Origin of the sequence: Mesorhizobium sp. M0045 (assembly GCF_040323385.1) — a bacterium.
In the GTDB taxonomy this organism is placed as follows: Bacteria; Pseudomonadota; Alphaproteobacteria; order Rhizobiales; family Rhizobiaceae; genus Mesorhizobium.
The window spans coordinates 378932-403884 of the sequence record NZ_JAMYUY010000003.1; the positions used below are offsets into that span (position 1 = coordinate 378932).

Below are 24953 nucleotides of genomic sequence, written 5' to 3' on the forward strand. Positions count from 1 at the left end.
CCAAATCTATAACCCCCACGGGCTATGTGGAAGCAATTTGTCGTTGCCAATGTTGGATTATTTTAGGCAGTATACCGTTGCGGCCATTTTTGGCGGGGACCTAAACTGGCTGCACTGAATAATGGCCTGGTAAAGGCGCCGGCAACCAAATTCATTTTTCGGCGCCACCACGATCTCGACAATATTTCTATATCTTGATCCAGTCCTTGCTGACTTTTGGGAGAGTCTCACCATGACAAAACTGACACAGTGCATTATTGCGTCTGCGTTGCTTTCCACCGCAATGTGGGCGGTTCCTGCCTTGGCTGCCGAGCCAGGTTCCGCCAATGCCGGCAACGGCGAAAGCATGCGTGACGTGACATCGGGCGATTACAAGCCTGGCCGGGCGAAACCGATCGCCCCGCCGAAACTGACAGAGGACGAGGCCAACCGTGCCGCGCCGCTCACCGACGAAGCAACGGCCGTCAAATCCTATGGCATCGTCGGCCGCTCCGCCGATGGCAAGGACATCAAGATCGATCCGAACGAGACGCTGAAGGACCTTGTCATCAAGGAAATGAACGCGCCCGCCGAGGGACAGAAGTCCGAGAATTCCGGGCTGAGCGGAGGCGAAGAGGCCGGCCGCCAGGTGTTCGGGACGGACGACCGGGAGCAGATCAAGAATACCAAAACCTACCCGTTCACCGCGATCGGCTACCTCGAAGGCAAATCGAAGAGCGGCAGCTATGGCAGCTGCTCGGCGACGCTGATCGGCCCGCGCACGGTGCTCACCGCGGCGCACTGTCTCTACAGCCACGAAGACAAGGCCTGGCTGGACGATATCCTGTTCGTGCCGGCTCTCAACGGCAAGACGGCCGACGACGCACCGTTCGGCGCCTTCACCTATGAAAGCGCCTATATCGTCCAGGGCTTCATCGACAATTATCAGGGCTTTTACGGCTCGGTCGTGCCATGGGATCTCGGCATCGTCACCTTGAAGCAGGATGTCGGCACCAACCTCGGCTGGCTGGGCTATGCCAATTATGTGGATCTCGGCGACTTCACCGCCAACATCGTCGGCTATCCCGGCGACAAGCCGATGGGCACGATGTGGAAGGCGACCTGCGAAGTGCTCGCCGAACACATCGCCATCGAGTATTTCCAGTATGACTGCGACACTTATCCGGGATCGAGCGGCAGCTCGGTCTACGCCTATGACAATGGCTCCAAGCAGCGCGTCATCACCGGCGTGAACGTGGCCGAGAGCCCGGATGCCAACACCGCCGTGCGTCTGAACGCCATCAACGTCCAGTGGATCAACAGCCTGTACAAATAGGCCTGCAGAGTTCCCGCCGCGATCATCGGGGCGGGTTATCTATTCAGCTGCATTTCTGCGACGCCAAGTGTAGTCACACTCGGCTGCAAAAATGCTCCAATCAAAGGCGGCGGCGGAGCATTTCCGTCGCCGGCTTCGCATTTTTCGGGGATTATCTGGGCTGGTCTGAGGGTGGCGCCTGGCGGACATAGTTCTCGATCGGCTGGGCGAAAGTCGGTGACCCGGCCTTGCGCTCCTTGTCGATATAGCCGGCAAAATAGCTCCAGAAGGAAGCGGCATAGTCGCGGAAATAGGAGTCGGCGACCTCACGCGAGCACAGCCCGCCTTCGACGCAGGAGGAAAGGCGGTTGAGGAAATAGACGATGCGGTCGAAATTGTCGCTGAACTCGGCGAGCGGCATGTCGCCGCCGGTTGCGCTCATCGCTTCGATGCCGATGCGCTGTCTGAACACCTGTTCCTCGGTCGGCGTCGGAGTGGCACTGAGCAGATTCCCGTATTTGGCGTTGAGCGCCGCCAGGCGTTGCTTGAGGGCCCGTTGCGCCTGCTGGTAATCCTTGCTTTCCCAGAGCTCGACCAGCGACATCGTTTGCTCGACGCGCTTCTGCTCCTGGTTCGCCAAGAACTGGTAGACCGAAAAGATCAAGGTGAAGATGATCGCCAGGCGCACCAGCAATCCGGACCAGGCATAGACGAGCATGCGCCAGTCGCGATCGGTGAACGGGTTCGCCTCCTTCTTGACCTCGTGATTGCTCACCCACGGCAGGCCTTCGACGGTTTCCGGCAGCGACACCGGCTTCTTTTGCGGCACCGGCGCCGTCACTGCCTGCTGCGTTGCGTTGCCCTCCGCTTTCGTCATCCGCAGCTGTCCAGTTCTATGGTGGCGGACGGGTCGAGCACGATGCCCGGCGTCTCCAGCTTCTTCTTCAGGCAATCCAGCTGCGCCCGCGAAACGATGAACTGCACGTCAGGCGCCACCTGCGCCTTGCCCGGCGACGGCAATGGTTCGACCACGCCGCGTGAGGTGCAGCTGCTGAGATCGACGATGACGGCGGCGTTGCCGGATTTGGCGATCTGGTCGTACTGGTCGAGAAAGCAGCTCGCCAGTTCGGAATTGATGACGACCTCCCTGGCGCAGAGGCCGCAAGCCTCGTCCGCCGAAGCATTGGCGGCCAGCAGCAGCCCGGCGACAAGACCGGCGGTTGTTGCGCGCCACGAAAATACGATCCTGTTCACGAACGCCCTCATCCGTTCCGTTCGGCCGCCGACAGCAGCGGTCGAAGAATGTTCATTATCAGCCGATTAGGCAAGAGGCCCGGCCGGGCACCTGACCCCGCCTCAGGCGCGCGGCACCGTCTCCATCGGGAAAATCATCACGGCGCCCTTCGACCCCTTGTCGTCGGTGAGCCGCATGGCCGAACGCGTCGCCGGCGCCATGCCGATATCGGCCAGCATATCGGAGAAGTTTGGTTGTCCAAGTCCGCGCGTTACAGAGACAGCGCCCTCTTGCGCCAGGAAACTCAGATCCTGCTTCTCGCTCTGCGGCGGTGCTTCGGTCAAGACGGCGATCATCCGCTCCATGCCGAAGCTGGTGTCGGTGAATTTGAACAGGCCTTCCTCGAGCACGGCGCCTTCGGTCAGGCGCTCGGCAAGAAAATGCTGGATGGAATAGTCGGAGCCGACATAGAGCACGTTGATGTCGACCAGGTTGGTCGAACCATTCCTGGCCAGCACGTGGACCTGATCGTCGGGCGAAACACGCGGCACCGTCGACGGTTCGATCGGCTGCAGCGTGTCGCTGTCAAAACGCTTGATCCGGAAGTCGACGCTGACCTCTTCCGGCCGATAATCGGAAGCGGCGGCCAGCCGCGACAGGCCGATGGCGCGGAAGATTTTCGTCAGGTTCTTGGCCGCGGCATCGACCAACTTTTCGCGGCCGTCCGGATGAATGACGATCAGCGGCGGCTTGCTGCCGCCCTTGAGCGTCATGTCGCCCGAAGCCGGTAGGAACCACAGTGCCGGCGCGTCGGTGGCATCTTCGGCGGCGCCGGCGATTGCATTCTCGCGCAGCACGGCGAGACGCAGATCGGCGCTCTTGCCCGGCTCGACCAGCGCGATGTGGAAGCCTGAGTTCTCCCTGGCCGCCAGATCGTCGAGAACCGAGTTCGCCAGCGCGGCCTCTTTCTCGAGGCCTTTGGTCGCCGCCGGCCGCGCAATCACGAGCTTGTAGTCGACGGCGAGCTCGGCGAGCCGGGCATAGGCATTGGCGGGGATGTCGGCCAGCTTGAGCGCCGGCTTGCCACCGAACTCGACCGGCTTGACCCGGCTTTCCAGGTTTTTCGCCGACTGTACCTGGAGATAGCCAAGCGCGTCGGACAGCGGCGACAGCGCCGAGGGCAATATTGCGAGCCTGCTGCCAGGGGTGAGCCGATGCAGCAGTCCGGCGCCGATCGTGGCTTTGTCGTTCTCGATGACGATCGGCCATTGCATGACCGCGTCTGTCTTGTCGGTGCCGAAGACGCGGGCGTCGAGTTCCCCTTCGAACAGCGGCGTCGGCCGGGTGCGGCCGTCCGCCGAATATTGCTGCAGCACGGCCTGGCCGAGCTGGCGGTAGGTGATGTTGGGGTTCTCGGCCAGTTTCGACAGGATTGTGAAGGTGAACAGCCCGAAACGCGGCGCATCGGCCGCGCCCTTGGGCAGCGGCATCTCGGGCGTCGTCTCCACCGTCTGCGCCGCGTAGAAGGCGACCAATTTGCCCTTGGTGGTCGGCTCGGCGCCGGTCGGCGTCAGCTTGAAGGCCGGCTTGCGCTTCCCGTCCTCGTCAAAGCCGCGCGGCGCGGCCCACGCAATCCCGTCATAGGCTTTCACCGCAGCCGCCCTGGCAGCGTCGTCGCCGCCGACCAGATCGGCGAACTCGACCTTGCGTTCCAGCTCATCGTCGACCTCGGCGGCGCGCGTCGCAGTGCCGGAATGGCAGCAGTCGAATACGGCCCAGATAAAGGCGCCCTTGTCGCGGATAGCGTCGAGCGCGGTGCCGATCTCGTTGTCGACCAGCGCATTGGGCACGCCCGTTTCGCGGTTGACCCATTTGTCGATGTCGGACGGCAAGAAAATCTCGTCGAGGCCGTCCGTCTCGTCGCCCTTGTTCGCCGCCGGCTGCTGCGCGCCGTGACCGGACAAATGCAGGTAGACGAAATCGTCACGCTGGACCTTGGCGGCAAGGTCAGCGAGTGCTGCCTTGATCGCCGCATGTGTCGGCGGTCCGTTGGCGCCTTCGACATCCTTGGCGAGCAGCGCGACGTTTTCGGCTGAAAACTTCACCTGCGCGGGCGTGTACTTCAGGAGGTAATCGCGCACCAGGCCGGCATCGTTCTTCGGTCCGATCAGCCAGTTCTTCTTCGGCAGGTTCGGATAATCGGTGCAGGCAACAAGCAGCGCATGGTAGGTGCGCGCCGCTGCGAATGCCCGAAACGGCACCAGGCCGGCAGCGGCCAGCGCGGACGTGCCGGCAAGCAGCGTCCGCCGCGTCACTTTGATCATGATTGCTTCCCCAAGCCCGATCGAATTTCCAAGCACGGCCAGCCTGGCCGAGGATGTCAGTATTTTGAATATGGCGTCGCCGGTCTGCCGACCATCGGCTGCGATACAAACAGTAGCAAAAAAGGCAGTTCGTCGCTATCTCAGTGGAAGAGGCCGGATTGCATGCCTAATGGCAGCGATCGGCACGGAGCGGCTTGGAACGGGATCATGGCGGCAAGGGATGTACTGACGAAGAACCAGCTTTGCGTGCTCGAGAAACTCGAGGCCGCCAGCGGACCGCTCAGCGCCTATACTTTGCTCGACCAATTGCGCGAGCGCGGTTTTCGCGCGCCGCTGCAGGTCTACCGGGCGCTCGACACGCTGGTGAAATCCGGCTTCGTGCACAGGCTCGAAAGCCTCAATTCCTTCGTCGCCTGTGCCGAGCCGCACGACCACAGCCATTCGATGACGGCGTTTGCTATCTGCGACACCTGCGGCCAGGTGACCGAGTTCTCCGACCACGATGTCGGCCACCGGCTCGACGAATGGGTGCGTTCGACCGGCTTCGCCGCCAAGAAGGCGGTGATCGAGTTTCGTGGGACATGTGCGAAGTGTTTGGCTGAAGCGGCTTGAAGGCCGGTTAGGCCGCAACATAGCGGTGGCGACCTTTTGATGTCGGCAGGACAGAGGGGGCGCGAAAGATCGCTACAGATTACAATTGGTCGGCCGCGGACGTCCGCACGCTAATGCGCCTCTTCCCAGTTGTCGGCGGCGCGGGCGTCGACGTGCAGCGGCACCGACATCGACACCGCCGGCATGGCGGCGTTCTCCATGACGTGGCAGACGACCGGGATCGTCGCCTCGACCTCGGCTTCGACGGTCTCGAAGACCAGCTCGTCATGCACCTGCAGCAGCATGCGGGCGGAAAGCCTGGCTTTGTCCAGGGCATCGTCCATGCGGATCATGGCGCGGCGGATGATGTCGGCCGCGGTGCCCTGCAGGCGGGCGTTGATCGAGGCGCGCTCGTTGAAGGCACGGACCGAAGGATTTGACGATCTGATTTCCGGATAGTGGATGCGGCGGCCGAAAATGGTTTCGACATAGCCGTGCTCGCGGGCATAGGCCTTGGTCGCATCGATATAGTCGCGGATGCCGGGGAAACGCTCGAAATATTTCTTGATGTAGTCGCCGGCTTCCTCGCGCGCGATCGACAGCTGGTTGGCGAGGCCAAAAGCGGAAATGCCGTAGATGATGCCGAAATTGATCGCCTTGGCACGGCGGCGCACTTCCGAAGGCATGCCCTCGACCGGCACGTTGAACATTTCAGACGCGGTGATCGCGTGGATGTCGGCGCCGTCGGCGAAGGCCTGCTTGAGCTGCGGGATTTCGGCGACGTGGGCGAGCACGCGCAGCTCGATCTGGCTGTAGTCGGCGGAAACCAGCTTGTTGCCCTTTTCGGCAATGAAGGCCGTCCTGATCTTTCGGCCCTCGACGGTGCGCACCGGAATGTTCTGCAGATTGGGATCCGAGGACGAAAGCCGCCCGGTCGTCGTCGCGGCAAGCGCGTAGGAGGTGTGGACGCGCTTGGTGTCGGGATGGATGAAGCCGGGCAGCGCATCGGTATAGGTCGATTTCAGCTTGGTCAGCTGGCGCCAGTCGACGATCTTGCGCGGCAATTCATGGCCTTCGGCGGCGAGGTCTTCGAGAAGCTGCGCCGAGGTCGACCACTGGCCGGTCTTGGTTTTAGAACCGCCGGGCAGGCCCATCCTGCCGAACAGGATGTCGCCGAGCTGTTTTGGCGAGCCGATGTTGATGCGTTCGCCGACCAGCTGGTAGATTTCGTCCTCGAGCCGTGCGGCACCCTGTGCCAGTTCGCCGGAGAGCCGCGACAGAATCTGCCGGTCGACGGAGATGCCGCGCTGTTCCATCCGCGCCAAGACCGGCACCAGCGGCCGTTCCAGCCGTTCATAGACCGAGACCAGGCCCTTGGCGGCAAGCCGTGGCTTCAGCACCTGCCAGAGCCTGAGCGCGACGTCGGCGTGCTCGGCGCCGTAAGCCGTCGCCTTGCCGAGGTCGGCCTGATCGAGGCCGACGAAGCTTCTTCCCGAACCGGCCAATTCCTTCAGCGGAATGGTCGCGTGGCCGAGCCATTTATCGGCCAGCGCCTCCAGGCCGTGGCCACCGTGGGTGCCGGCCTCGAGCACGTAGGAGATCAGCATGGTGTCGTCATAGGGGCCGATCTCGATGCCGTGACGGCTCATGATGACTAGGCGGTATTTCATGTCGTGCACGATCTTGAGGACGGATTTGTCCTCGAGCAGCGGCTTGAGCAACGCCAGCGCGTCGCGGACCGGGACCTGGTTTTCGACCGCGCCGCCGCCGAGCAGGTCGCCATTGCCGTTTTTATGGGCAAGCGGCACATAGGCGGCATGGCCAGGCGCGACGGCCATGGCAAGGCCGATCAGTTCGGCCCGCATCGGATCGGGCGAGGAGGCCTTAACGTCGAAGGCGACGATGCCTCTCTCCATCGCCTCGGCGATCCAGACCTTCAGCGTCGCGGCATCGCGGATGCAGGCGTAGGCGCTGGTGTCGATCTTGCGGGTGGTGGCAGCCTCCAGGCGAAGCGCCGAAAGCAGGGATGGGGTGTCGCCTTGCTTGGCTGCAGCCGGGGCTTCGAGCGCCGCTTCGTCCGGCGGCGGCGCGCTCTCGGCGGCGGCGGGCAGGCCAAAACCCATATCGGGGCCATGCGCGGTATCGGCACGCTCTATGGTGACGGGAGTGGCTGGAACATCGCCCGCGTCGGTTCCGGTCGCTTCGGCCACGCGGCGGGTCAGCGTCGAGAATTCCATGGTCTTGAGAAAGCCGATCAGCCTGGGGCCGTCCGGCGCATGCAACACGAACTCGTCAAGCCCTTCGGTCACCGGCACGTCGTTCTTCAACCTCACCAGGTCACGCGAAATGCGCGCCTTGTCGGCATTGGCGATGATCGATTCGCGCCGCTTGTCCTGCTTGATCTCGCCGGCGCGGGCAAGCAGCGTGTCGAGGTCGCCGAACTGTTCGAGCAATTGCGCCGCCGTCTTCGGCCCGATGCCGGGCACGCCGGGCACATTGTCGACCGAATCGCCGGTCAGTGCCTGCAGGTCGATCATCTTCTCCGGCGGCACGCCCCATTTCTCGATCACCTCGGAAACGCCTATCTGGCGGTCCTTCATCGGGTCGTACATGGCAACCGTTGGGCCGACCAGTTGCATCAGGTCCTTGTCAGAGGAGATGATGGTGGTGTCGGCGCCGGCTTCGCCGGCAAGCCGGCAATAGGTGGCGATCAAATCGTCGGCCTCGTAGCCTTCCGTCTCAAGGCATGGCAGGTTGAAGGCCCTGGTCGCCTGGCGGATCAGGCCGAATTGCGGGATCAAATCTTCCGGCGGCGCCGAGCGGTTGGCCTTGTATTCGGGGTAGAGGTCGTTGCGGAAGGTCTTCGACGAATAGTCGAAAATCACGGCGAAATGCGTCGGCACGATGCCGACATCGGTGTTGCGGGCGTCCTGCGTCAGCTTCCAGACCATGTTGCAGAAGCCGAGCACGGCACTGGTCGGCAGCCCGTCGGACTTGCGGGACAGCGGCGGCAGCGCGTGATAGGCACGGAAGATGTAGCCGGAGCCGTCGACAAGGAAGAGATGATCGCCTTTTTTCATGGCACGAGGGATAGCGCGGCGCAGCGCCGCGGTCCATGCCAAAGGCGGCTTGCGCCAAGGGTTCCGGCAACACCCTGACAAATGGCGTGCGAGCTTGGCCGGCCCTGGCGCTTGGCCGCAGCTTTGTTCGCTCACGCCTATGTTACAAAAGTGTAATTTTTGTGCCCTTGAATCGCCACGTTCGCAGACACAGATAAAACGCATCGGCAGTTTTCGCTGAAGTCCGGAGCAAGGCCCGTCCCCCGCCTATCCCGGACACTTGCGGCAGCCTATCCCCCCTCTCCGGGCTGCCGCATCGTTTCGAGTAAAGGCCGCCGTGGTTCCCCTCCACCACGGCGGCATTTTTTTGCCGTTGGACAGGAAGCTGTGGCCCAACGGTCGCGGGCTTTCCGTTTCGCCGCATGGGCTCTAGATTTGCCGCCAGAATCGAAAGGCCCGCCAGATGTCCGCAGTTTCCCCTGTTCTCGACCGCCTAGACAAGAACTTCGACCAGAGCCTGGAACGGCTGTTCGGCCTGCTCGGCATCAAGTCGATCTCCACCGATCCGGACTACGCCGCCGACTGCCGCAAGGCCGCCGAATGGCTGGTCGCCGAGCTCAAGCTGATCGGCTTCGACGCCAGCTTGCGCGACACGCCGGGGCATCCGATGGTGGTCGCGCATCACGATGGGCCGGCGGGCGCGCCGCATCTGTTGTTTTACGGCCATTACGACGTCCAGCCGGTCGATCCGATCGAGCTGTGGGAAAGCGACCCGTTCGCGCCGGCGGTCAAGGAGATCGGGCCCGGCCACAAGGTGATCACCGGCCGCGGCGCGGCCGACGACAAGGGCCAGCTGATGACCTTCGTCGAGGCCTGCCGGGCGTGGAAGCAGGTGCATGGCGGATTGCCGTGCCGAATCACAATCCTGTTCGAGGGCGAGGAGGAGTCCGGATCGCCGTCGCTGAAGCCGTTTCTCGAGGCGAATGCGGATGAGCTCAAGGCCGATTTCGCGCTCGTCTGCGACACCGGCATGTGGGACCGTGATACGCCGTCGATCTGCGTCTCGCTGCGCGGGCTGGTCGGCGAGGAGATCACGGTGACTGCCGCCGACCGCGACCTGCATTCCGGGCTCTATGGCGGTGCGGCCGCCAATCCGATCCGCGTCCTGGCAAAGATCCTGGCCGACATCCACGATGCCGATGGTCACGTCACCATTCCAGGTTTTTATGACGGCGTCGAGGAAACGCCGTCGCAGATATTGCAGTCGTGGCTGTCGCTCGGCGAGACGGCCGAGACCTTCCTCGGCCCGATTGGCCTGTCGATTCCGTCCGGCGAAAAGGGCCGCTCGGTGCTCGAGCTCACCTGGGCGCGACCGACGGCCGAGTTCAACGGCATTATCGGCGGCTATACCGGCAAGGGCTTCAAGACGGTGATCGCCGCGCAAGCCTCGGCAAAAGTCTCCTTCCGCCTGGTCCACAAACAGGATCCGGAAAAAATCCGCGCCGCCTTCCAGGCATTTGCCAGGCAGCGCGTGCCAGCGGACTGCTCGGTCGAATTTCATCCGCATGGCGGCTCGCCGGCAATCCAGCTTTCCTACGACTCGCCCTTCCTGGCCAAGGCCAAGCAGGCGCTGTCGGACGAATGGCCGAAGCCGGCGGTAATAACCGGCGGCGGCGGCTCGATCCCGGTGGTCGGCGATTTCCAGACCTATCTCGGCATGGAATCGCTGCTGGTCGGTTTCGGCCTCGACGATGACCGCATCCACTCGCCGAACGAGAAGTACGAGATGAGCTCCTTCCACAAGGGCCAGCGCTCCTGGGCGCGCATTCTCGAGGCGCTGACACGCTGAAATTGCGCCAGACTCAAGTTTTTGTTGATTTTTCGCCGGATCGCGGCAAGGACGGGCACGGTCCGTCGCGCATCGCTGCACGGGGCCGCGACCGGAGAAGACGATGAGCGACATACGTTTCCACAAAAACGATCTGCCCGGCCTGCTGCATTACGATGTCGGGGCGGTCGCCATCGATACCGAGACGCTAGGGCTGAACCCGCATCGCGACCGGCTCTGCGTCGTGCAGATCTCGCCGGGCGACGGCTCGGCCGACGTCATCCAAATTGCGCCCGGCCAGAAGAAGGCGCCGAACCTCGTCAGCCTGCTCAAGAACCGCAGCATCACCAAGCTTTTTCATTACGGCCGCTTCGATCTCGCCGTGCTCTACAACGCCTTCGGCGTCATGCCGGAGCCGGTGTTCTGCACCAAGATCGCGTCGCGGCTGACGCGCACCTACACCGACCGGCACGGGCTGAAGGACATCTGCTTCGAGCTTCTCGGGGTCGGCCTGTCGAAGGCGCAGCAATCATCCGACTGGGCAGCCGAGACGCTGTCGCCTGAGCAGCTCGAATATGCCGCCTCCGACGTGCTCTATCTGCACCGACTGCGCGACGTACTGAGCGCGCGTCTGGCGCGCGACAACCGGACCAGGGAGGCCGATGCCTGCTTCCGCTTCCTGCCGACGCGTGCGAAACTCGACCTGATGGGCTGGGATGAAGAGGACATCTTCGCCCACAGCTAATGGCCTTCTGGCACTTTAACGCCGTCGGCCGGGAGGAATTGAAATGGCTGCGCGAAAACCAATCGAGACGGCACCCAAGGACGGTTCCAAGGTCACCGTCTACTGGCAGGACAGCGACGGCGTGATGAACGAGAGCATCGCGCAATACCGTTCGCTCGACCGGCTGAAGGCGGCCGGCGGCGACTGGGACGAAAGCGATGCCGGCTGGTGGGCCTATACCGACGGCCATACGCAAAGGAAGATCGAGCCAATCAGCTGGCGGCCGGCCTCCGACGATCCGGACGCCGACGACTGAGGGTTGTCGCAACCGCCGAACTGAAGTGATTATTCTGAGGCAAGGCATATTTTGTTCTTGCTTTGTGCCGGCAGCTATGCTACTAATCTCGCTATGGTGCTCATTGGCTCCAAGGACCCGTCCGCCGAGGCGGGTTTTTCATTTCCGGCTTTGGCGCTGTCGCGGGCCGCGCCTGTTCCGCAAACGGTTGAATACACTTTACTTCGATTTTTCCCGGCTTAACCCGCCCTTAAATCGCCGCATCTAGTCTTCAACCCGAACGCCATAGGCATCGGGAAGACAGCACAGCGCATGGCGAACCGGAAAGACAGCCGCATCGAGCCCAGCTTCGAGGCATCGCCGGGGGCGAGATCTTCGGCCGGTTTTTCGGTGAGCGAGGAGGACCGCGTCGTGCCGAGCAACCGTAAAGCCGCTGCAAAGCGCAAATCGACCAAGGCCAAGCCGTCTCGTGGCGGGCGCGGCAAAAGCCGGCGCGGCGTGTTCGGCGTGCTTGGCCGGCTGTTCTACTGGTGCTTCGTGCTGGCCATCTGGGGCGGCATCGCCACTGCCGGCATCGTCGTCTATTACGGCGCGAAAATGCCGGCGGCCACCACCTGGGCCATTCCCGATCGCGCCCCCAACATCAAGATCGTCTCGGTCGACGGTCAGCTGCTTGGCAATCGCGGCATGAGCGGCGGCGAGGCCGTCGGCCTGCACGAAATGTCGCCCTATATTCCCGAGGCCGTCATCGCCATCGAAGACCGCCGCTTCTATTCGCATTTCGGCATCGACCCGATCGGCCTTTCCCGGGCCATGGTGACCAATGTGCTGGGCGGACATTTTTCGCAGGGCGGCTCGACGCTGACCCAGCAGCTGGCCAAGAACCTGTTCCTGACGCCGGACCGCACGCTGGAACGCAAGGTGCAGGAAGTGCTCTTGGCGCTCTGGCTGGAGCACAAGCATACGAAGGACCAGATCCTCGAAATGTACCTCAACCGGGTCTATTTCGGCTCTGGCGCCTATGGTGTCGAAGCAGCCTCGCGCCGTTATTTCGGCAAGAGCGCGCGTGACGTCACGCTGTCGGAGGCGGCACTTCTCGCCGGCCTGCTCAAGGCGCCGTCGCGGCTGTCGCCAGCGCGCGACCCGAAGGCGGCCGAGCAGCGCGCGCAGCTGGTGCTCGCTGCGATGCGCGACGAGGGCAAGATCAGCGCTAAGGAGCAGACCACGGCGATGAGCGCGCCGGCGACACGCGCGCCATCCTACTGGACCGGCTCGGAAAACTACGTCGCCGACACCATCATGGAAGAACTGCCCGACCTGATCGGCGACGTGCGCCGCGATATCGTCGTCGACACAACAGTCGATCTGACGCTGCAGAAGCTCGCCGAGCAATCGATCCGCCGGCTGATCGACCAGAGCGGCAAAAAACTCAATGTCAGCCAGGGCGCGCTGGTGTCGATCGACAATTCCGGCGCGGTGCGCGCGATGGTCGGCGGTTACGACTATTCGACCAGCCAGTTCGACCGCGCCTCGGAAGCGCGCCGGCAGCCGGGCTCGGCGTTCAAGCCGTTCGTCTATATGGCGGCGCTGGAATCCGGCCGCACGCCCGACAGCGTGCGCAACGACGCGCCGATCAAGATCGGCAACTGGACGCCCGACAATTACGGCGGCAAATATTTCGGCAAGGTGACGCTGGCGACGGCGCTGGCAAAATCACTGAACTCGGTGGCCGCGCAGTTGACCATGGAAGTCGGGCCGAATGCGGTGGTCGAGGCGGCGCACCGCATGGGCATTCAGTCCGAGCTGACCGCCAACACCTCGATCGCGCTGGGCACCTCGGAAGTGACGCCGCTGGAACTGACCTCGGCCTATGTTCCCTTCGCCAATGGCGGTTACAAGCCGGACATCCATTTCATCCGCCGGGTCACGACGAGCGACGGCAAGGTGCTCTACGAAAACAATGGCGGCGGTGCGCCGCGCGTCGTCAAGCCCGATGTCGTGGGGATGATGAACTCGATGATGACCGGCACGGTCGAGATCGGCACTGCCAGGAAGGCGGCGTTCGCCTGGCCGGCGGCCGGCAAGACCGGCACCAGCCAGAATTCGCGCGACGCCTGGTTCATCGGCTATACAGCCAATCTGACCACCGGCGTCTGGTTCGGCAACGATGACGGCAGCGCGATGAAGAAGGTCACCGGCGGCGCGCTACCGGCGCAGGCCTGGCACGAGTTCATGGTCGCCGCGCATGAGGGCGTGCCGGTGCGGCCGCTGCCTGGAACCTGGAAGTCGACGCCGCCCGACACCATCGTGCCGGACGAGATACCGTCCGATACGGCGCCGCCGGCGCCGGTCGCTTCCGTCGGCCAATCGGCGCCGCCAACAGCAGCTACCCAGCCGGCCTCGCGTCCCGTGCGTCCTGCCGAGACGGTCGATGCCGGCGGCCTGGCCATGCCGGGCGTCGACAGCGCCACCGCATCGATCAAGCACCCGGTGCCGCCCGGCGAAGTCGGCGGACCGGTCAAGAAGCGGCAGACCTCGATATTGGATATTCTGACAGGCGGCTGAGGCTGATCCCCCTCGCAACCGCGACCGCGTTCCGCTACATGTCCGCCTGGAGACAAGCGACATGGCTGAACTCGACACCAGAAAGACGATCGTGCTGACCGGCGCCAGCCGCGGCATCGGCCATGCCACGGTGAAGCGCTTTTCACGCGAAGGCTGGCGCGTCATCACCTGCTCGCGCCAGGCATTTGCCGAGGACTGCCCGTGGCCGGCCGGCCCGGAAGACCACATCAAGGTCGATCTCGCCGACCAGGAGGATGTCGGCATCGCCATATCCGAGATCCGCCACCGGCTGGAGGCGCATGGCGGGCAGCTGCACGCGCTGGTCAACAATGCCGGTATCTCGCCGAAGCTCAAGGACGGCAACAGCCGCATGAACTCGATCGACACGCCGATGCATGTCTGGCGCGACGTCTTCCAGGTCAATTTCTTCGCCCCGATCATGCTGGCGCGCGGTCTGTTCAAGGAACTGGCATCGGCCAAGGGCTCGATCGTCAACGTCACCTCGATCGCCGGCACCCGCGTGCATCCTTTCGCCGGCACCGCCTATGCGACATCGAAGGCGGCGCTCGGCTCGCTGACGCGCGAAATGGCGCATGATTTCGGCCCGCACGGCATCCGCGTCAATGCGATTGCGCCGGGCGAGATCGATACGGCGATCCTGTCGCCGGGCACGGAAAAAATCGTCGAGACGATCCCGCTGAGGCGGCTGGGCACCACGGCGGAAGTTGCCGACATCATTTTCTTCCTGTGCTCGCAGCAGGCGTCCTACGTGACCGGCTCGGAAATTCACATCAACGGCGGCCAGCACGTTTGAGCGGCTGAGTTTTATCAATCGTCGGCGCTCCCTCCAGCGCTGGCGACCCCCTCTCCCTATCCTTCACGGGAGGACCTGCCCCAGCCTGGGATTAGTAAGGAAATTGCACGCCGCCGATGCCCGATCAGGTCGCCTGCAGCAGGCTCTCGATATCGGGTATGCTGTGGTTGGTCAGCGTCTTTGGAATTTCGGCCGTTAGCTTGTCGGTGACCTCCTTGTGCAGTTTCCTGCGCATGTCGCCCAGCACCGGCGGCGGCGCGATCAGCACGATCTCCTTGAATGTGCCGCGATGCGCGAGCTTGTAGAGCCTGTCGGCAATCTCTTCGGCAAAACGCTCCTTGCCGAGACGGTGCCAGTCGGTGTCCTCGACCGCACTGCGGTGGACGGAAGGGCCGTCGCTGTAGCGGCCGGGGCGGTCCGTGCCTTGTTCTCGGGTTGCCGGATTTTCCTGCTCCATCTCGTGCACGACTTGAAGGTCGGGATATTGGACGTCTCCACGGTTCTCGAGGAACAGCGCCTTTTCGCCATCTGCCACCACGATCCACAGTCCGCGTTTCAGTCTGACGTTGCTCATGGGGCGCTCCTTTTTGATTTTCGCCGGGCCTTTGCTGCAGGGGTGTGACCGGCCCGGGTCCATAGGGCAAACGCGTACCGAGGCGGGAATGTTCCGGCACTCGGACCCGGTGCTCCGACAGAGGTCGGCGAGAGTGCGGGGCCGCCGTCGATTGCTCGGTCAGCATCCGGCGGCTTAATCTACTAAATTGATAGAATTTAGAAAAATCTGGTTTGTGGTTAGCTCCTCCGGCCGCTAAAAAGGCAGCGGATCAAGGGCTGCAACAGCGGCTTCAATCTGCTCCGCCTTTGAATGTGGAATATTTTTCTCTTGGCCTTCGTGCTTGCAGAAAAGAGATTGCCTGCTACGAAGCGATGCGCGAGTGGGTGCCTTCTGGTTTTTCGCGCCCCCGCGTAGAACTGACAAACGGTTCCAGGATTCCGCTCGTCATGCCGCAAGCCACGCCCAAGCTCAATGCCTTTCCCGTCTTCATGCGGGTCGAGGGCGAAGCCATAGCCATCGTCGGCGGCGCAGAGGAAGCGCTGGCCAAGGCGCGGCTGCTCGCGCAGTCGAGCGCTGTGCTGCGCATCGTCAGCGATGAAACAAGCCCGGAGCTGCTGGCCTTTATCGCCGAGACGGGGGCCGCCCACATTGCCAGCGCCTATGATGCAGCACATCTCAACGGTGCGGTGATGGTGTTTGCCGCCAGCGGCGACGAGGCGCTCGATCGCCGCGTTGCCGGGGATGCGCGCCGGCTGGGCATTCCGGTCAATGCCGTCGACCGGCCGGAGCTATGCGATTTCTTCACGCCGGCGCTGGTCAACCGCGCGCCGGTCGCCATTGCCATCGGCACGGAAGGTGCCGGCCCGGTGCTGGCGCAGATGCTGCGCAGCCGCATCGACCGCATGCTGTCGCCGTCGCTCGGTCCGCTCGCAGCGCTCGCCGCCTCGTTTCGCGATACCGCCGAAAGACTGCTGCCGAAGGGCAATGCCCGCCGCCGCTTCTGGAGCGATTTCTTTGGCGGCGCGCCAGCCCGCGCTGTCGAGGCCGGCGAGCTTTCGCAGGCGCATGATGCGGCCGTCGGCCTGCTGCTTTCGAAGGAACCGGCATCGGGCCATATCGCGCTTGTAGGCGCCGGTCCAGGCGCCGAGGACCTTTTGACGCTGCGCGCCCATCGCCTGCTGATGGAAGCCGACGTGATCGTCCATGACGCGCTGGTGCCGGAGGCGATCGTCGCCATGGGCCGCCGCGATGCGGAGCGCCTGCCGGTCGGCAAGCGCAAGGGCTGCCATTCCAAGAGCCAGGCCGAGATCAATGCGCTGCTGGTCGAGCTTGGCCACGCCGGCAAGCGCGTCGTGCGGCTGAAGTCCGGCGACCCGCTGGTGTTCGGCCGGGCCGGCGAGGAGATGGCGGCGCTTCGCGATGCCGGCGTCGCCTACGAAGTGGTTCCGGGCGTCACCGCAGCCTTTGCCGCCGCCGCCGATTTCGAACTGCCGCTGACGCTGCGCGGCGTGTCGTCGTCGATGGTGTTCACCACCGGCCATGACCTCAAGGGCAATTCGCTGCCCGACTGGGCAAAGCTCGCCATTTCCGGCGCGACGGTCGCCGTCTATATGGGCCGCTCGGTCGCCGCCGAGGTCGCCGGCCGGCTGATCGAAGCCGGCCTGTCGCCGGATACGGCCGTCGCCGTGGTCGAGAATGCCAGCCTTGCCAACCGCCGCCGTTTCCACGGCACACTCGCCGACCTGCCGTCGTTGGAGGCGCGCGCCGACCTTAGCGGCCCGGTGATGACCATCATCGGCGACGCGGTCGCCGGCGCCAATTTCGAACGGTCCGAGCCGCTGGCGGCACACAGGCAGGAAAGCGTGCTCCGGTCTGCCGCGCATGGAGTGAGCCAATGAAAGTCCTGACCGCGAACCGCCTCGCCGACGGCATAGCCGTCTGGTACGCCAATGGCGGCTGGGCCGAGACCATCGACCATGCCGACATCGCCCATGACAAGGCGGCCGAGGACCGGCTGGAGGCGATCGGCGCCAAGGCCTCCGCCGCCAACGAAGTGGTCGACGTCAACCTGATAGACGTGACCGTGGCCAACGAAACGGTCGAAGCGGTCCGGTTGCGCGAAAAGATCCGTGCCGCCGGCCCGACCACCCGCAACGATCTGGGCAAGCAGGCCCGTCTGCAAGCCGCACGCGCGGCATAGATGACACAAGCATGATCCCGATCATGCTCGAACGAAGAAAATAACGGGCGGACGCGCCCGGAAAGACCTGAATATGTACCGTTACGATGAGTTCGACCACGATTTCGTCAAGGCCCGCGTCGCCGAGTTCAGCGACCAGGTCGCGCGGCGCCTTGCCGGCGAGATCACCGAGGACCAGTTCCGGCCGCTGCGGCTGATGAACGGCGTCTATCTGCAGCTGCATGCCTATATGCTGCGCATCGCGGTGCCCTACGGCACGCTGAACAGCAAGCAGCTGCGCATGCTCGGCCACATCGCCCGCAAATACGACAAGGGCTTTGGGCATTTCACGACGCGCCAGAACATCCAGTTCAACTGGCCGGCGCTGTCGGACATCCCGGCGATCCTGGCCGATCTGGCAAGCGTCGAGATGCACGCCATCCAGACCAGCGGCAACTGCATTCGCAACGTCACCGCCGACCACTTCGCCGGCGCCGCCGCCGACGAGGTTGCCGATCCGCGTCCCTATGCCGAAATCCTGCGGCAATGGTCCTCGGTGCATCCGGAATTCTCGTTCCTGCCGCGAAAATTCAAGATCGCGGTGACCGGCGCCGAGCGCGACCGCGCCGCCATCCAGACGCATGACATCGGCCTGCACCTGAAGAAGAACGCCGCCGGTGAGCTTGGTTTCGCCGTCTATGTCGGCGGCGGCCAGGGCCGCACGCCGATGGTGGCCAAGAAGATCCGCGATTTCCTGCCCGAAGCGGATCTGTTGTCCTACTGCACGGCGATCCTGCGCGTTTATAACCTCTACGGCCGTCGCGACAACAAGTTCAAGGCGCGCATCAAGATCCTGGTCCATGAGACCGGCGTCGAGGAGATCACCCGCCAGGTCGAGGCCGAATGGCAGGAGTTGAAGGACGCCGAGCTGAGGCTGCCGGAAGAAGACATCCGCGCCATCGATGCCTATTTCGCGCCGCCTCCGCTTGTCGACCGGCCGGAAGGCGACGAGGCGGTCAAGCTTGCCCGCCTCGACTCCAAGAGCTTTTCCGAATGGCTGGACCAGAATGTGGTCACCCATCGCCATCCCGACTACGCGGCGGTGACCATCTCGCTCAAGGGCATCGGCGAGACGCCGGGCGATGCCACCGACAGCCAGATGGAAGCGGTCGCCGACATTGCCGAAAAATATTCATTCGACGAGCTGCGCGTCAGCCACGAGCAGAACCTGATCCTGCCGCATGTCGCGCGGGCCGACCTCAAAGCGGTCTATGACGCGCTTGTCGATATCGGGCTGGCGACGGCCAATTCGAACCTGATCAGCGACATCATCTCCTGCCCCGGCCTCGATTATTGCGCGCTGGCGACGGCGCGCTCGATTCCCGTGGCGCAGGAAATCTCGCGGCGCTTCGCCTCACTGGAGCGCCAGCGCGAGATCGGCGAATTGAAGCTGAAGATTTCCGGCTGCATCAATGCCTGCGGCCATCACCATGTCGGCCATATCGGCATCCTCGGGGTCGAGAAGAAAGGCGCCGAGCTCTACCAGGTAACGCTCGGCGGCTCGGCCGACGAGAACACCTCGGTCGGCGAGATCATCGGCCGCGGCTTCAGTTCGGAAGAGATCACCGATGCCATCGAGCAGATCGTCGAGACCTATCTCGGGCTTCGGCTGGACAGAAACGAAAGATTCATCGACGCCTACCGCCGTGTCGGTCCTGCGCCGTTCAAGGAGGCGCTCTATGCTGGCGAAGCCAAGGCCGCTTGACCGTATTGTCGACGTCGAGGCCGGCATCGCCGCCCAAGCGGCGGGTCTCGACGCGCTCTACGGCCATCTGAAGCCGCTGGAGATCATCGAGTGGTCAACCCGGGAATTCTTTCACGGCGAAATCGCCGCCGTCTCGTCCTTCGGCGCGGATTCGGCGGTGCTGCTGCACATGATCGCCGAGATCGACCGCACGCTGCCGGTGATCTTTCTCGACACCGGCAAGCATTTCGAGGAGACGCTCGGCTATCGTGACGCGCTGGCCGCCGATTTCGGGCTGACCGATATCCGGGTGATCAGGCCCGACGATGCGGCGCTGGCAAGGATCGATCCGACCGGCAATCTGAACGAGACCGACACCGACGCCTGCTGCGAGGTGCGCAAGGTCGAGCCGCTGGCGCGCGGCGTCGAGCCGTTCCGCGCCTGGTTCACCGGCCGCAAGCGCTTCCAGGCGGCGACCCGGGCAGCGCTCCCGGTGTTCGAGGCGGTCGGCTCGCGCATCCGCATAAATCCGCTGGCGCACTGGACGACATCGGACCAGGCCGGCTACATGCGCGCACATGCGCTGCGTGAAAACCCGCTGGTCGCCTATGGCTATCTGTCGATCGGCTGCTTCCCATGCACGCAGCCGGTGCAACCGGGCGACGACGCGCGCAGCGGCCGCTGGGCCGGGCACGCCAAGACCGAATGCGGCATCCACTTGTCGGGGTTGGAAAGGTCGCTGACTGACGCCTCACTTTAGGGTAGATTGATATTCAGCCGGCCTGCAAACGGCGGATTCCTGCGCTTCCGGTGCTCACGTACCCAAGAGTACGCTCCGCTCCGGTTCCTGGAAGCCACCATTTTGGTCGCTTCGCGTCCGCCTTCGGCTCCGGCTCGGCCTGACCTGAATCTCAACGCACCCTGAGGTGTTTTGCACTTTAGAATCTTTGGACTTGGGAATTTTCTTGATGAGCGACTTGATAGCCGAAAACGCCATGCGGCTGTGGACACCGGATGGGTTCCGAGAGGACGAGTGGGTTCATGCCGAAAGCGCCGAGGCGCTGGGCGGCAATGGCCGTTTCATCCTGCCGTTGCAGGCGTTTCTCGGCTTTGATCCGGAGGTGCGGCGGTCGGCGAAGGAACGCATCGGCGTGCTGCTGCAGCCCGGCGACCAGCTCGACAAGATCGCCGGCCTGCTCGACCAGCTGTCGTTGGTGGCGCTGGCCTTTCCTGCGTTCAATGACGGCCGCTCCTTCTCCAAGGGCGAATTGCTGCGCAGCCGTTACCACTTCACCGGCGCCATGCGCGCCACCGGGCAGGTGCTTATCGACCAGCTGCCGCATATGCTGCGCCTCGGCTTCGACGAATTCGAGATCTCGCACCCGGTGCTGCTGAAGCGGCTCGAGCAAGGCCGCACAGGCGGACTGCCGCTGTTCTATCAGCCGGCGGTGAAGCCGGAGCCCAAAGGCCCGAAATATTCCTGGCGGCGGGTGCGCCCCGGCTGATCCCCTCCAGAGGGCCAGAAGCCTATCTGGTCGGACCACATCCTGATTCCAGCCTTTTATTTTGCGCCTATCCGCCTTAGGATAGGCCCATTATTTCGCGATCAGAATAAATGTGGCCACAAGGGAGGAACCGGGTATGGCTGGCAAGAAGATATTGATGCTCGTTGGCGAGTTCAGCGAGGAGTACGAGATTTTCGTCTTTGAACAGGCCATGCATGCGGTCGGCCATACCGTCCATGTCGTTTGCCCCGACAAAAAGGCCGGCGATATCCTGAAGACCTCGCTGCACGACTTCGAGGGCCACCAGACCTATACGGAAAAGCTCGGCCACGACTACATCCTCAACAAGACGTTTTCCGAGGTCAATCCCTCCGACTACGATGCCGTCTACGCGGCGGGCGGGCGCGGGCCGGAATATATCCGCATCGACAAACGCGTGCAGGCGCTGGTGCGGCATTTCCATGAGACGGGAAAGCCGATCTTCACCATCTGCCACGGCGTGCAGATCCTGATCGCAGTCGACGGCGTGGTGCGCGGCCGCGAAGTCGCGGCACTGCAATATTGCGAGCCGGAAGTCACGCTGGCCGGCGGCATCTATATCGATGTTGCGCCGACCGGCGCCCATGTCGACGGCAATCTGGTGTCGGCCAAGGGCTGGCCGGGCCTTGCCGCGTTCATGCGCGAATGCCTGAAAGTGCTGGGCACCGAGATCCGCCAAGGCGAGATCCTGATGCGCGACCAACGCCAGGCGGCTTAAGCTCGGAATTTGGAGCCTGCCGCACCCCTAACGCATGTCGCGCAAAAGTGTGTTCAGCGGTTTTGTGATAACGGCATGCATAAACAAGAACCTAGAGCGCGTCGCATGAGGCTGGTCGAGCGCGACGCGCCTTAGGTGCGGCGGTGCGCCTACACGGCCATCCGCGCTTCGCGGAACGATACCAGCTTGCTGCGGGTCTCGTCCCACAGCGCCAGCTTGACGCAGCGCAGGCTGTCGAGGAGCGTGACGCGGCCGATCTCACGCAATTCCGGATAGTCCCTCAGCACTTCCGGAAGCCGGTAGCACGGCACCTTGGCCGAAAGGTGGTGCACGTGGTGGACGCCGATATTGCCGGTGATCCAGTTCAGCACCGGCGGCAGGTCGTAATAGGACGAACCGTGCAGGGCAGCGTGCTGGAATTCCCACTCGGAGTCCTTTGTCCACTCCGTCTCCTCGAACTGATGCTGGACATAGAACAGCCAGATGCCGGCCGATCCGGCGAGGATGACGATCGGCAGATGCACGACCAGAAACGCGCCGGGGCCAACGAACCAGATGAGCAGCGCGGCGATGACCGCAATGGCGAGGTTGGTCGACATCGACGACACCCAGGGGGTGAAACCGCCCCGCATCATGCCCAAGGGCAGTCTCTGCTCGAACATGAAAATCCATATCGGGCCAAGGCCGAACATCACCAGCGGATGGCGATAGAGGCGATAGGCGAGCCGGCCCCGCCACGACAGTTGCCGATATTCAGCGACGGTCAGTGTCTTGATGTCGCCGGTGCCGCGCTCGTCGAGATTGCCTGCGCTGGCGTGATGGGTTGCGTGGGCGCGGCGCCAGCAATCGTAGGGCGTCAGCGTCAGCACGCCAAGCACACGGCCGATCCAGTCGTCGGCATAGCGATTGGCAAAAAAGGAACCGTGGCCACAATCGTGCTGGATCATGAAGATCCGCACCAGAAAGCCGGCTGCCGGAAGGATGAGGACCAGACCCCACCAATGGCCATAGGCATAGGCGGCCGAAGACAGTGCCCACAGCGTGGCGAAGGGAATGAGGGTGATGGCGAGTTCGACGGCGCTGCGACGCCTGTCGGGCTTTTTATAGCGCGACAGGATTTTCAACCAGGCGCGCTTGCTGTTTGCCACAGCTTCGGGGGAAATCATGTTCATCATGAAACATAGGCGGAGCAGGGCGCTGCCGCAAGACGAAGATCACGCAAAGTTACTGCGGGTAAATGTCGCGCGATGCGACGAATTCCGGCCACAGTCGCCGGGCGCGTCGCCGGCAACGGCGCCTATCGACGGCGCCCGCCTGCGACCATGTTGGTTTCGATGCCATCCAGGCGGTCGAGCAATTTCTTCAGGCGGTCGGGAATATCCGTCTCCGTGCGGAATGCCGGCAGGGTGCGCAGGAAGCGCTTGGTGGTCTCATTGCCGAGCTGGCGCCGGATATCGACGGCGAGCGCGTCGTGCTTTTCGCCATTGGTGCGGGACATCTTCCAAAATCCTGTGTCGGCTTCGAAACTCCTCCAGGAGAGAAATGGTTCCCGCATTGTAGTAGCCTGGCAAGCAAAGCCGTCGGATACGGTAAAGTTTGAATTAAAATCGAAAAGTCTCCGCTGTTCGCCTTCCAGCCGCGGCAGCGGCTGCAGTAGCGCTTGCCCCTTGATTTTTGGCCGCCAAACCTCGATATCGGGCGCAAATCCACACCATCGAAAATGACGGGAAACGGCGATGAGCGACCAGGCAAAAGACGAACGCGCGCCCGATGAAGCCGAGAAGACCGAGGCTGCCGCGGAGCCAAGGGAAAGCGGCGTCGACAGCGACTATGAAGCGCTTGTGCGGCTTCTGAAGGAAAACGAAGAGCTGAAGGATCGCGCGCTGCGCGTCGCGGCCGACATGGAGAATTTGCGCCGCCGCACCGCCCGCGACGTCCACGATGCGCGTGCCTATGCGGTTGCCAACTTTGCCCGCGACATGCTTTCAGTGTCAGACAATCTGCGCCGTGCTCTGGATGCCATCCCGGAGGAGGCCAAGGCTTCGGGCGATGCCGGTTTCAAGGCGCTGATCGACGGCGTCGAGATCACCGAGCGCGCCATGCTGTCGGCGCTGGAACGTCACGGCGTGAAGAAGCTTGAGCCCGAGGGCGAGAAATTCGATCCGAATTTCCACCAGGCGATGTTCGAGGTGCCCAATCCCGACGTACCGGCCAACACGGTCGTGCAGGTCGTGCAGCCCGGCTATTCGATCGGCGAGCGTGTGCTGCGGCCGGCCATGGTCGGCGTCGCCAAGGGCGGCCCCAAGCATGTGGCGAGCGAAGCGCCGGTGGAGCCGGGGCCGGTGAATGAGCAAGCTGAGAAGGATGCGTAGGTTAGGGGAGTAGGGGATCAGGGATTAACGCTACGTCGGATAAAGTAGAGCAATTGCCTACTCCGGCCGTTACCTTCTCTCCCCTACTGCCCTACTCAGGCAGCAAACCGCTGCGCTTCTCCGCCATAATAATTGACGTAGCGGGCACCGATCTCCTTGACCGGCATCACCACGAACACGTCGACCGTCGAGAATTCACGGTCGATGACGCAGCCGTCGCCGATGCGCGCGCCGACGCGCAGATAGCCCTTGACCAGCGGCGGCATCGCGGCGATCGCCGCCTTGGTGTTGACGGCCTCGATCGGCATCAGGTCCATGGAACAATAGCGCCCGGCGACGGCGCGCACGTCCCAGGATGAATTCGTCCGGCAGTGGTGGGCAAGATAGGTCAGCGCCTCCGCATGTGCCGCCGGCACGGTGCCGTGGAACGACGCGCATCCGGTCATCACGCCGATGCCGTAATGGTTGATATAGGCCCAGATGCCTTGCCACAGCGCCTCGATGGTGCGCTTCGAGCGGTATTCCGGCAGAACACAGGAGCGGCCGAGCTCGAGGAAACGCTGGCCGGGATGCCGCGCGATCAGCTTGGTCAGCTCGAATTCGCCTTCGGAATAGAAGCCGCCGGCCGCCGCGGCAATCTCCTGCCGCAGCAGGCGGTAGGTGCCGACGATGCGGCGATGCTCGGGGCCGGAAAGCGAAGTATCGAACACAAGCAGATGATCGCAGAGGGGATCGAAGCGATCGGCATCGCGGCGGTCCTGCATCTGGAACAGGTCCTTCCTGGCACCAAGCTCGTCGTAGAACACCCGGTAGCGCACTTCCTGCGCGGCAGCGATCTCGGCCTCGTTGCGGGCGAGCCGCACTTCGAGATTGCCGATGCGGCCGAGCGATGCGCCTTTTATGACGGCATCGGCGTTCCGGCCGACGAGCAAAGGCCCGCTGGCGTTCGGCCGAGCATCACATTCCGGCATGACTGTATGCACGAGTGATTCTCCTTCGAGCCATCCCTCTTGGCACGGGGATACGGTGTAGGTGCAACAGGATTGTGACAGTACCGTGATACGGCTCTGCGGGCAATACTTCGTCGGCTGGGTAATCTATCAACCGTCTAT

At 63.3% G+C, this 24953-nt stretch carries 22 protein-coding genes; 14 read left to right on the plus strand and 8 right to left on the minus strand.

Annotated elements, in window-relative coordinates; all coding sequences use genetic code 11:
* The first annotated feature begins 232 nt into the window (after positions 1 to 232).
* Entirely contained in the window at positions 233 to 1315 is a 1083-nt protein-coding gene (locus NKJ72_RS06875; protein ID WP_352476384.1) for a trypsin-like serine peptidase, read from the plus strand.
* 151 nt (positions 1316 to 1466) lie between these two features.
* Here the strand turns inward: NKJ72_RS06875 and NKJ72_RS06880 are convergent, their stop codons facing one another.
* From NKJ72_RS06880 to NKJ72_RS06890, 3 genes are all read right to left on the minus strand, one after another.
* Complete coding sequence (locus tag NKJ72_RS06880; protein ID WP_352476385.1) at positions 1467 to 2171, minus strand: DUF4760 domain-containing protein; 705 nt, start codon at positions 2169 to 2171, stop codon at positions 1467 to 1469.
* A complete protein-coding gene (locus NKJ72_RS06885; RefSeq protein WP_352476386.1) occupies positions 2168 to 2548 on the minus strand; it encodes a hypothetical protein in 381 nt (126 codons plus the stop codon). Before NKJ72_RS06885 ends, NKJ72_RS06880 begins: the two co-directional genes overlap by 4 nt.
* A 102-nt stretch (positions 2549 to 2650) precedes the next feature.
* Complete coding sequence (locus NKJ72_RS06890; protein ID WP_352476387.1) at positions 2651 to 4852, minus strand: caspase family protein; 2202 nt, start codon at positions 4850 to 4852, stop codon at positions 2651 to 2653.
* A 207-nt stretch (positions 4853 to 5059) separates the two neighbouring features.
* Here NKJ72_RS06890 and NKJ72_RS06895 point away from each other — a divergent pair, with 207 nt between their 5' ends.
* Complete coding sequence (locus tag NKJ72_RS06895) at positions 5060 to 5464, plus strand: Fur family transcriptional regulator (protein ID WP_023675234.1); 405 nt, start codon at positions 5060 to 5062, stop codon at positions 5462 to 5464.
* Positions 5465 to 5574: 110 nt separating this feature from the next.
* Here the strand turns inward: NKJ72_RS06895 and polA are convergent, their stop codons facing one another.
* Entirely contained in the window at positions 5575 to 8523 is a 2949-nt protein-coding gene (polA, locus tag NKJ72_RS06900) for a DNA polymerase I (protein WP_352476388.1), read from the minus strand.
* 442 nt (positions 8524 to 8965) lie between these two features.
* On the opposite strand from polA, the gene NKJ72_RS06905 reads away from it, so the two are divergent.
* From NKJ72_RS06905 to NKJ72_RS06925, 5 genes are all read left to right on the plus strand, one after another.
* A complete protein-coding gene (locus NKJ72_RS06905) occupies positions 8966 to 10351 on the plus strand; it encodes a M20/M25/M40 family metallo-hydrolase (RefSeq protein WP_352476389.1) in 1386 nt (461 codons plus the stop codon).
* A 103-nt stretch (positions 10352 to 10454) separates the two neighbouring features.
* Positions 10455 to 11075, plus strand: a complete 621-nt coding sequence (locus NKJ72_RS06910; protein ID WP_023675237.1) for a ribonuclease D — start codon at positions 10455 to 10457, stop codon at positions 11073 to 11075.
* Positions 11076 to 11118: 43 nt separating this feature from the next.
* On the plus strand, positions 11119 to 11370 hold the full coding sequence (locus NKJ72_RS06915) for a hypothetical protein (RefSeq protein ID WP_352448348.1): 252 nt from the start codon (positions 11119 to 11121) through the stop codon (positions 11368 to 11370).
* A 291-nt stretch (positions 11371 to 11661) separates the two neighbouring features.
* Positions 11662 to 13914: a transglycosylase domain-containing protein gene (locus NKJ72_RS06920; protein WP_352476390.1), complete on the plus strand. Its 2253-nt coding sequence runs from the start codon at positions 11662 to 11664 to the stop codon at positions 13912 to 13914.
* Positions 13915 to 13975: 61 nt separating this feature from the next.
* Positions 13976 to 14728, plus strand: coding sequence for an SDR family NAD(P)-dependent oxidoreductase (locus NKJ72_RS06925; protein ID WP_254816795.1), 753 nt, complete (start codon positions 13976 to 13978; stop codon positions 14726 to 14728).
* A gap of 124 nt (positions 14729 to 14852) precedes the next feature.
* On the opposite strand, the gene NKJ72_RS06930 is transcribed toward NKJ72_RS06925, so the two are convergent.
* Positions 14853 to 15302 (minus strand): baeRF12 domain-containing protein, encoded by a 450-nt coding sequence (locus NKJ72_RS06930; protein WP_254816796.1) that lies wholly within the window; start codon positions 15300 to 15302, stop codon positions 14853 to 14855.
* 428 nt (positions 15303 to 15730) lie between these two features.
* On the opposite strand from NKJ72_RS06930, the gene cysG reads away from it, so the two are divergent.
* From cysG to NKJ72_RS06960, 6 genes are all read left to right on the plus strand, one after another.
* Complete coding sequence (cysG, locus tag NKJ72_RS06935; protein ID WP_352476391.1) at positions 15731 to 17182, plus strand: siroheme synthase CysG; 1452 nt, start codon at positions 15731 to 15733, stop codon at positions 17180 to 17182.
* Positions 17179 to 17484, plus strand: a complete 306-nt coding sequence (locus NKJ72_RS06940) for a DUF2849 domain-containing protein (protein ID WP_352476392.1) — start codon at positions 17179 to 17181, stop codon at positions 17482 to 17484. The genes cysG and NKJ72_RS06940 overlap by 4 nt, the downstream gene beginning before the upstream one ends.
* Positions 17485 to 17557: 73 nt before the next feature.
* Entirely contained in the window at positions 17558 to 19228 is a 1671-nt protein-coding gene (locus NKJ72_RS06945; protein ID WP_352476393.1) for a nitrite/sulfite reductase, read from the plus strand.
* The gene (locus tag NKJ72_RS06950; protein WP_352476394.1) at positions 19203 to 19967 is read left to right on the plus strand and encodes a phosphoadenylyl-sulfate reductase; all 765 of its coding nucleotides are present in this window, start codon (positions 19203 to 19205) and stop codon (positions 19965 to 19967) included. Before NKJ72_RS06945 ends, NKJ72_RS06950 begins: the two co-directional genes overlap by 26 nt.
* A 208-nt stretch (positions 19968 to 20175) precedes the next feature.
* Positions 20176 to 20712 (plus strand): DUF934 domain-containing protein, encoded by a 537-nt coding sequence (locus tag NKJ72_RS06955; RefSeq protein WP_352476395.1) that lies wholly within the window; start codon positions 20176 to 20178, stop codon positions 20710 to 20712.
* Positions 20713 to 20848: 136 nt separating this feature from the next.
* A complete protein-coding gene (locus tag NKJ72_RS06960; protein WP_352476396.1) occupies positions 20849 to 21469 on the plus strand; it encodes a DJ-1/PfpI family protein in 621 nt (206 codons plus the stop codon).
* Between the two features lie 149 nt (positions 21470 to 21618).
* On the opposite strand, the gene NKJ72_RS06965 is transcribed toward NKJ72_RS06960, so the two are convergent.
* Together NKJ72_RS06965 and NKJ72_RS06970 are read right to left on the minus strand one after the other, a co-directional pair.
* Positions 21619 to 22641, minus strand: a complete 1023-nt coding sequence (locus tag NKJ72_RS06965; protein ID WP_254816802.1) for a fatty acid desaturase — start codon at positions 22639 to 22641, stop codon at positions 21619 to 21621.
* Positions 22642 to 22766: 125 nt separating this feature from the next.
* Positions 22767 to 22967: a hypothetical protein gene (locus tag NKJ72_RS06970; protein WP_254816803.1), complete on the minus strand. Its 201-nt coding sequence runs from the start codon at positions 22965 to 22967 to the stop codon at positions 22767 to 22769.
* Positions 22968 to 23205: 238 nt separating this feature from the next.
* Between NKJ72_RS06970 and grpE the strand changes: the two genes are divergently transcribed.
* Positions 23206 to 23841, plus strand: coding sequence for a nucleotide exchange factor GrpE (gene grpE / locus NKJ72_RS06975; protein ID WP_352476397.1), 636 nt, complete (start codon positions 23206 to 23208; stop codon positions 23839 to 23841).
* 95 nt (positions 23842 to 23936) lie between these two features.
* Here grpE and olsB read toward each other — a convergent pair whose 3' ends face one another.
* Positions 23937 to 24812 carry a l-ornithine N(alpha)-acyltransferase gene (olsB, locus tag NKJ72_RS06980; protein ID WP_023675251.1) on the minus strand — a complete coding sequence of 292 codons (876 nt, stop codon included), beginning with the start codon at positions 24810 to 24812 and terminating at the stop codon, positions 23937 to 23939.
* Positions 24813 to 24953: the final 141 nt, after the last annotated feature.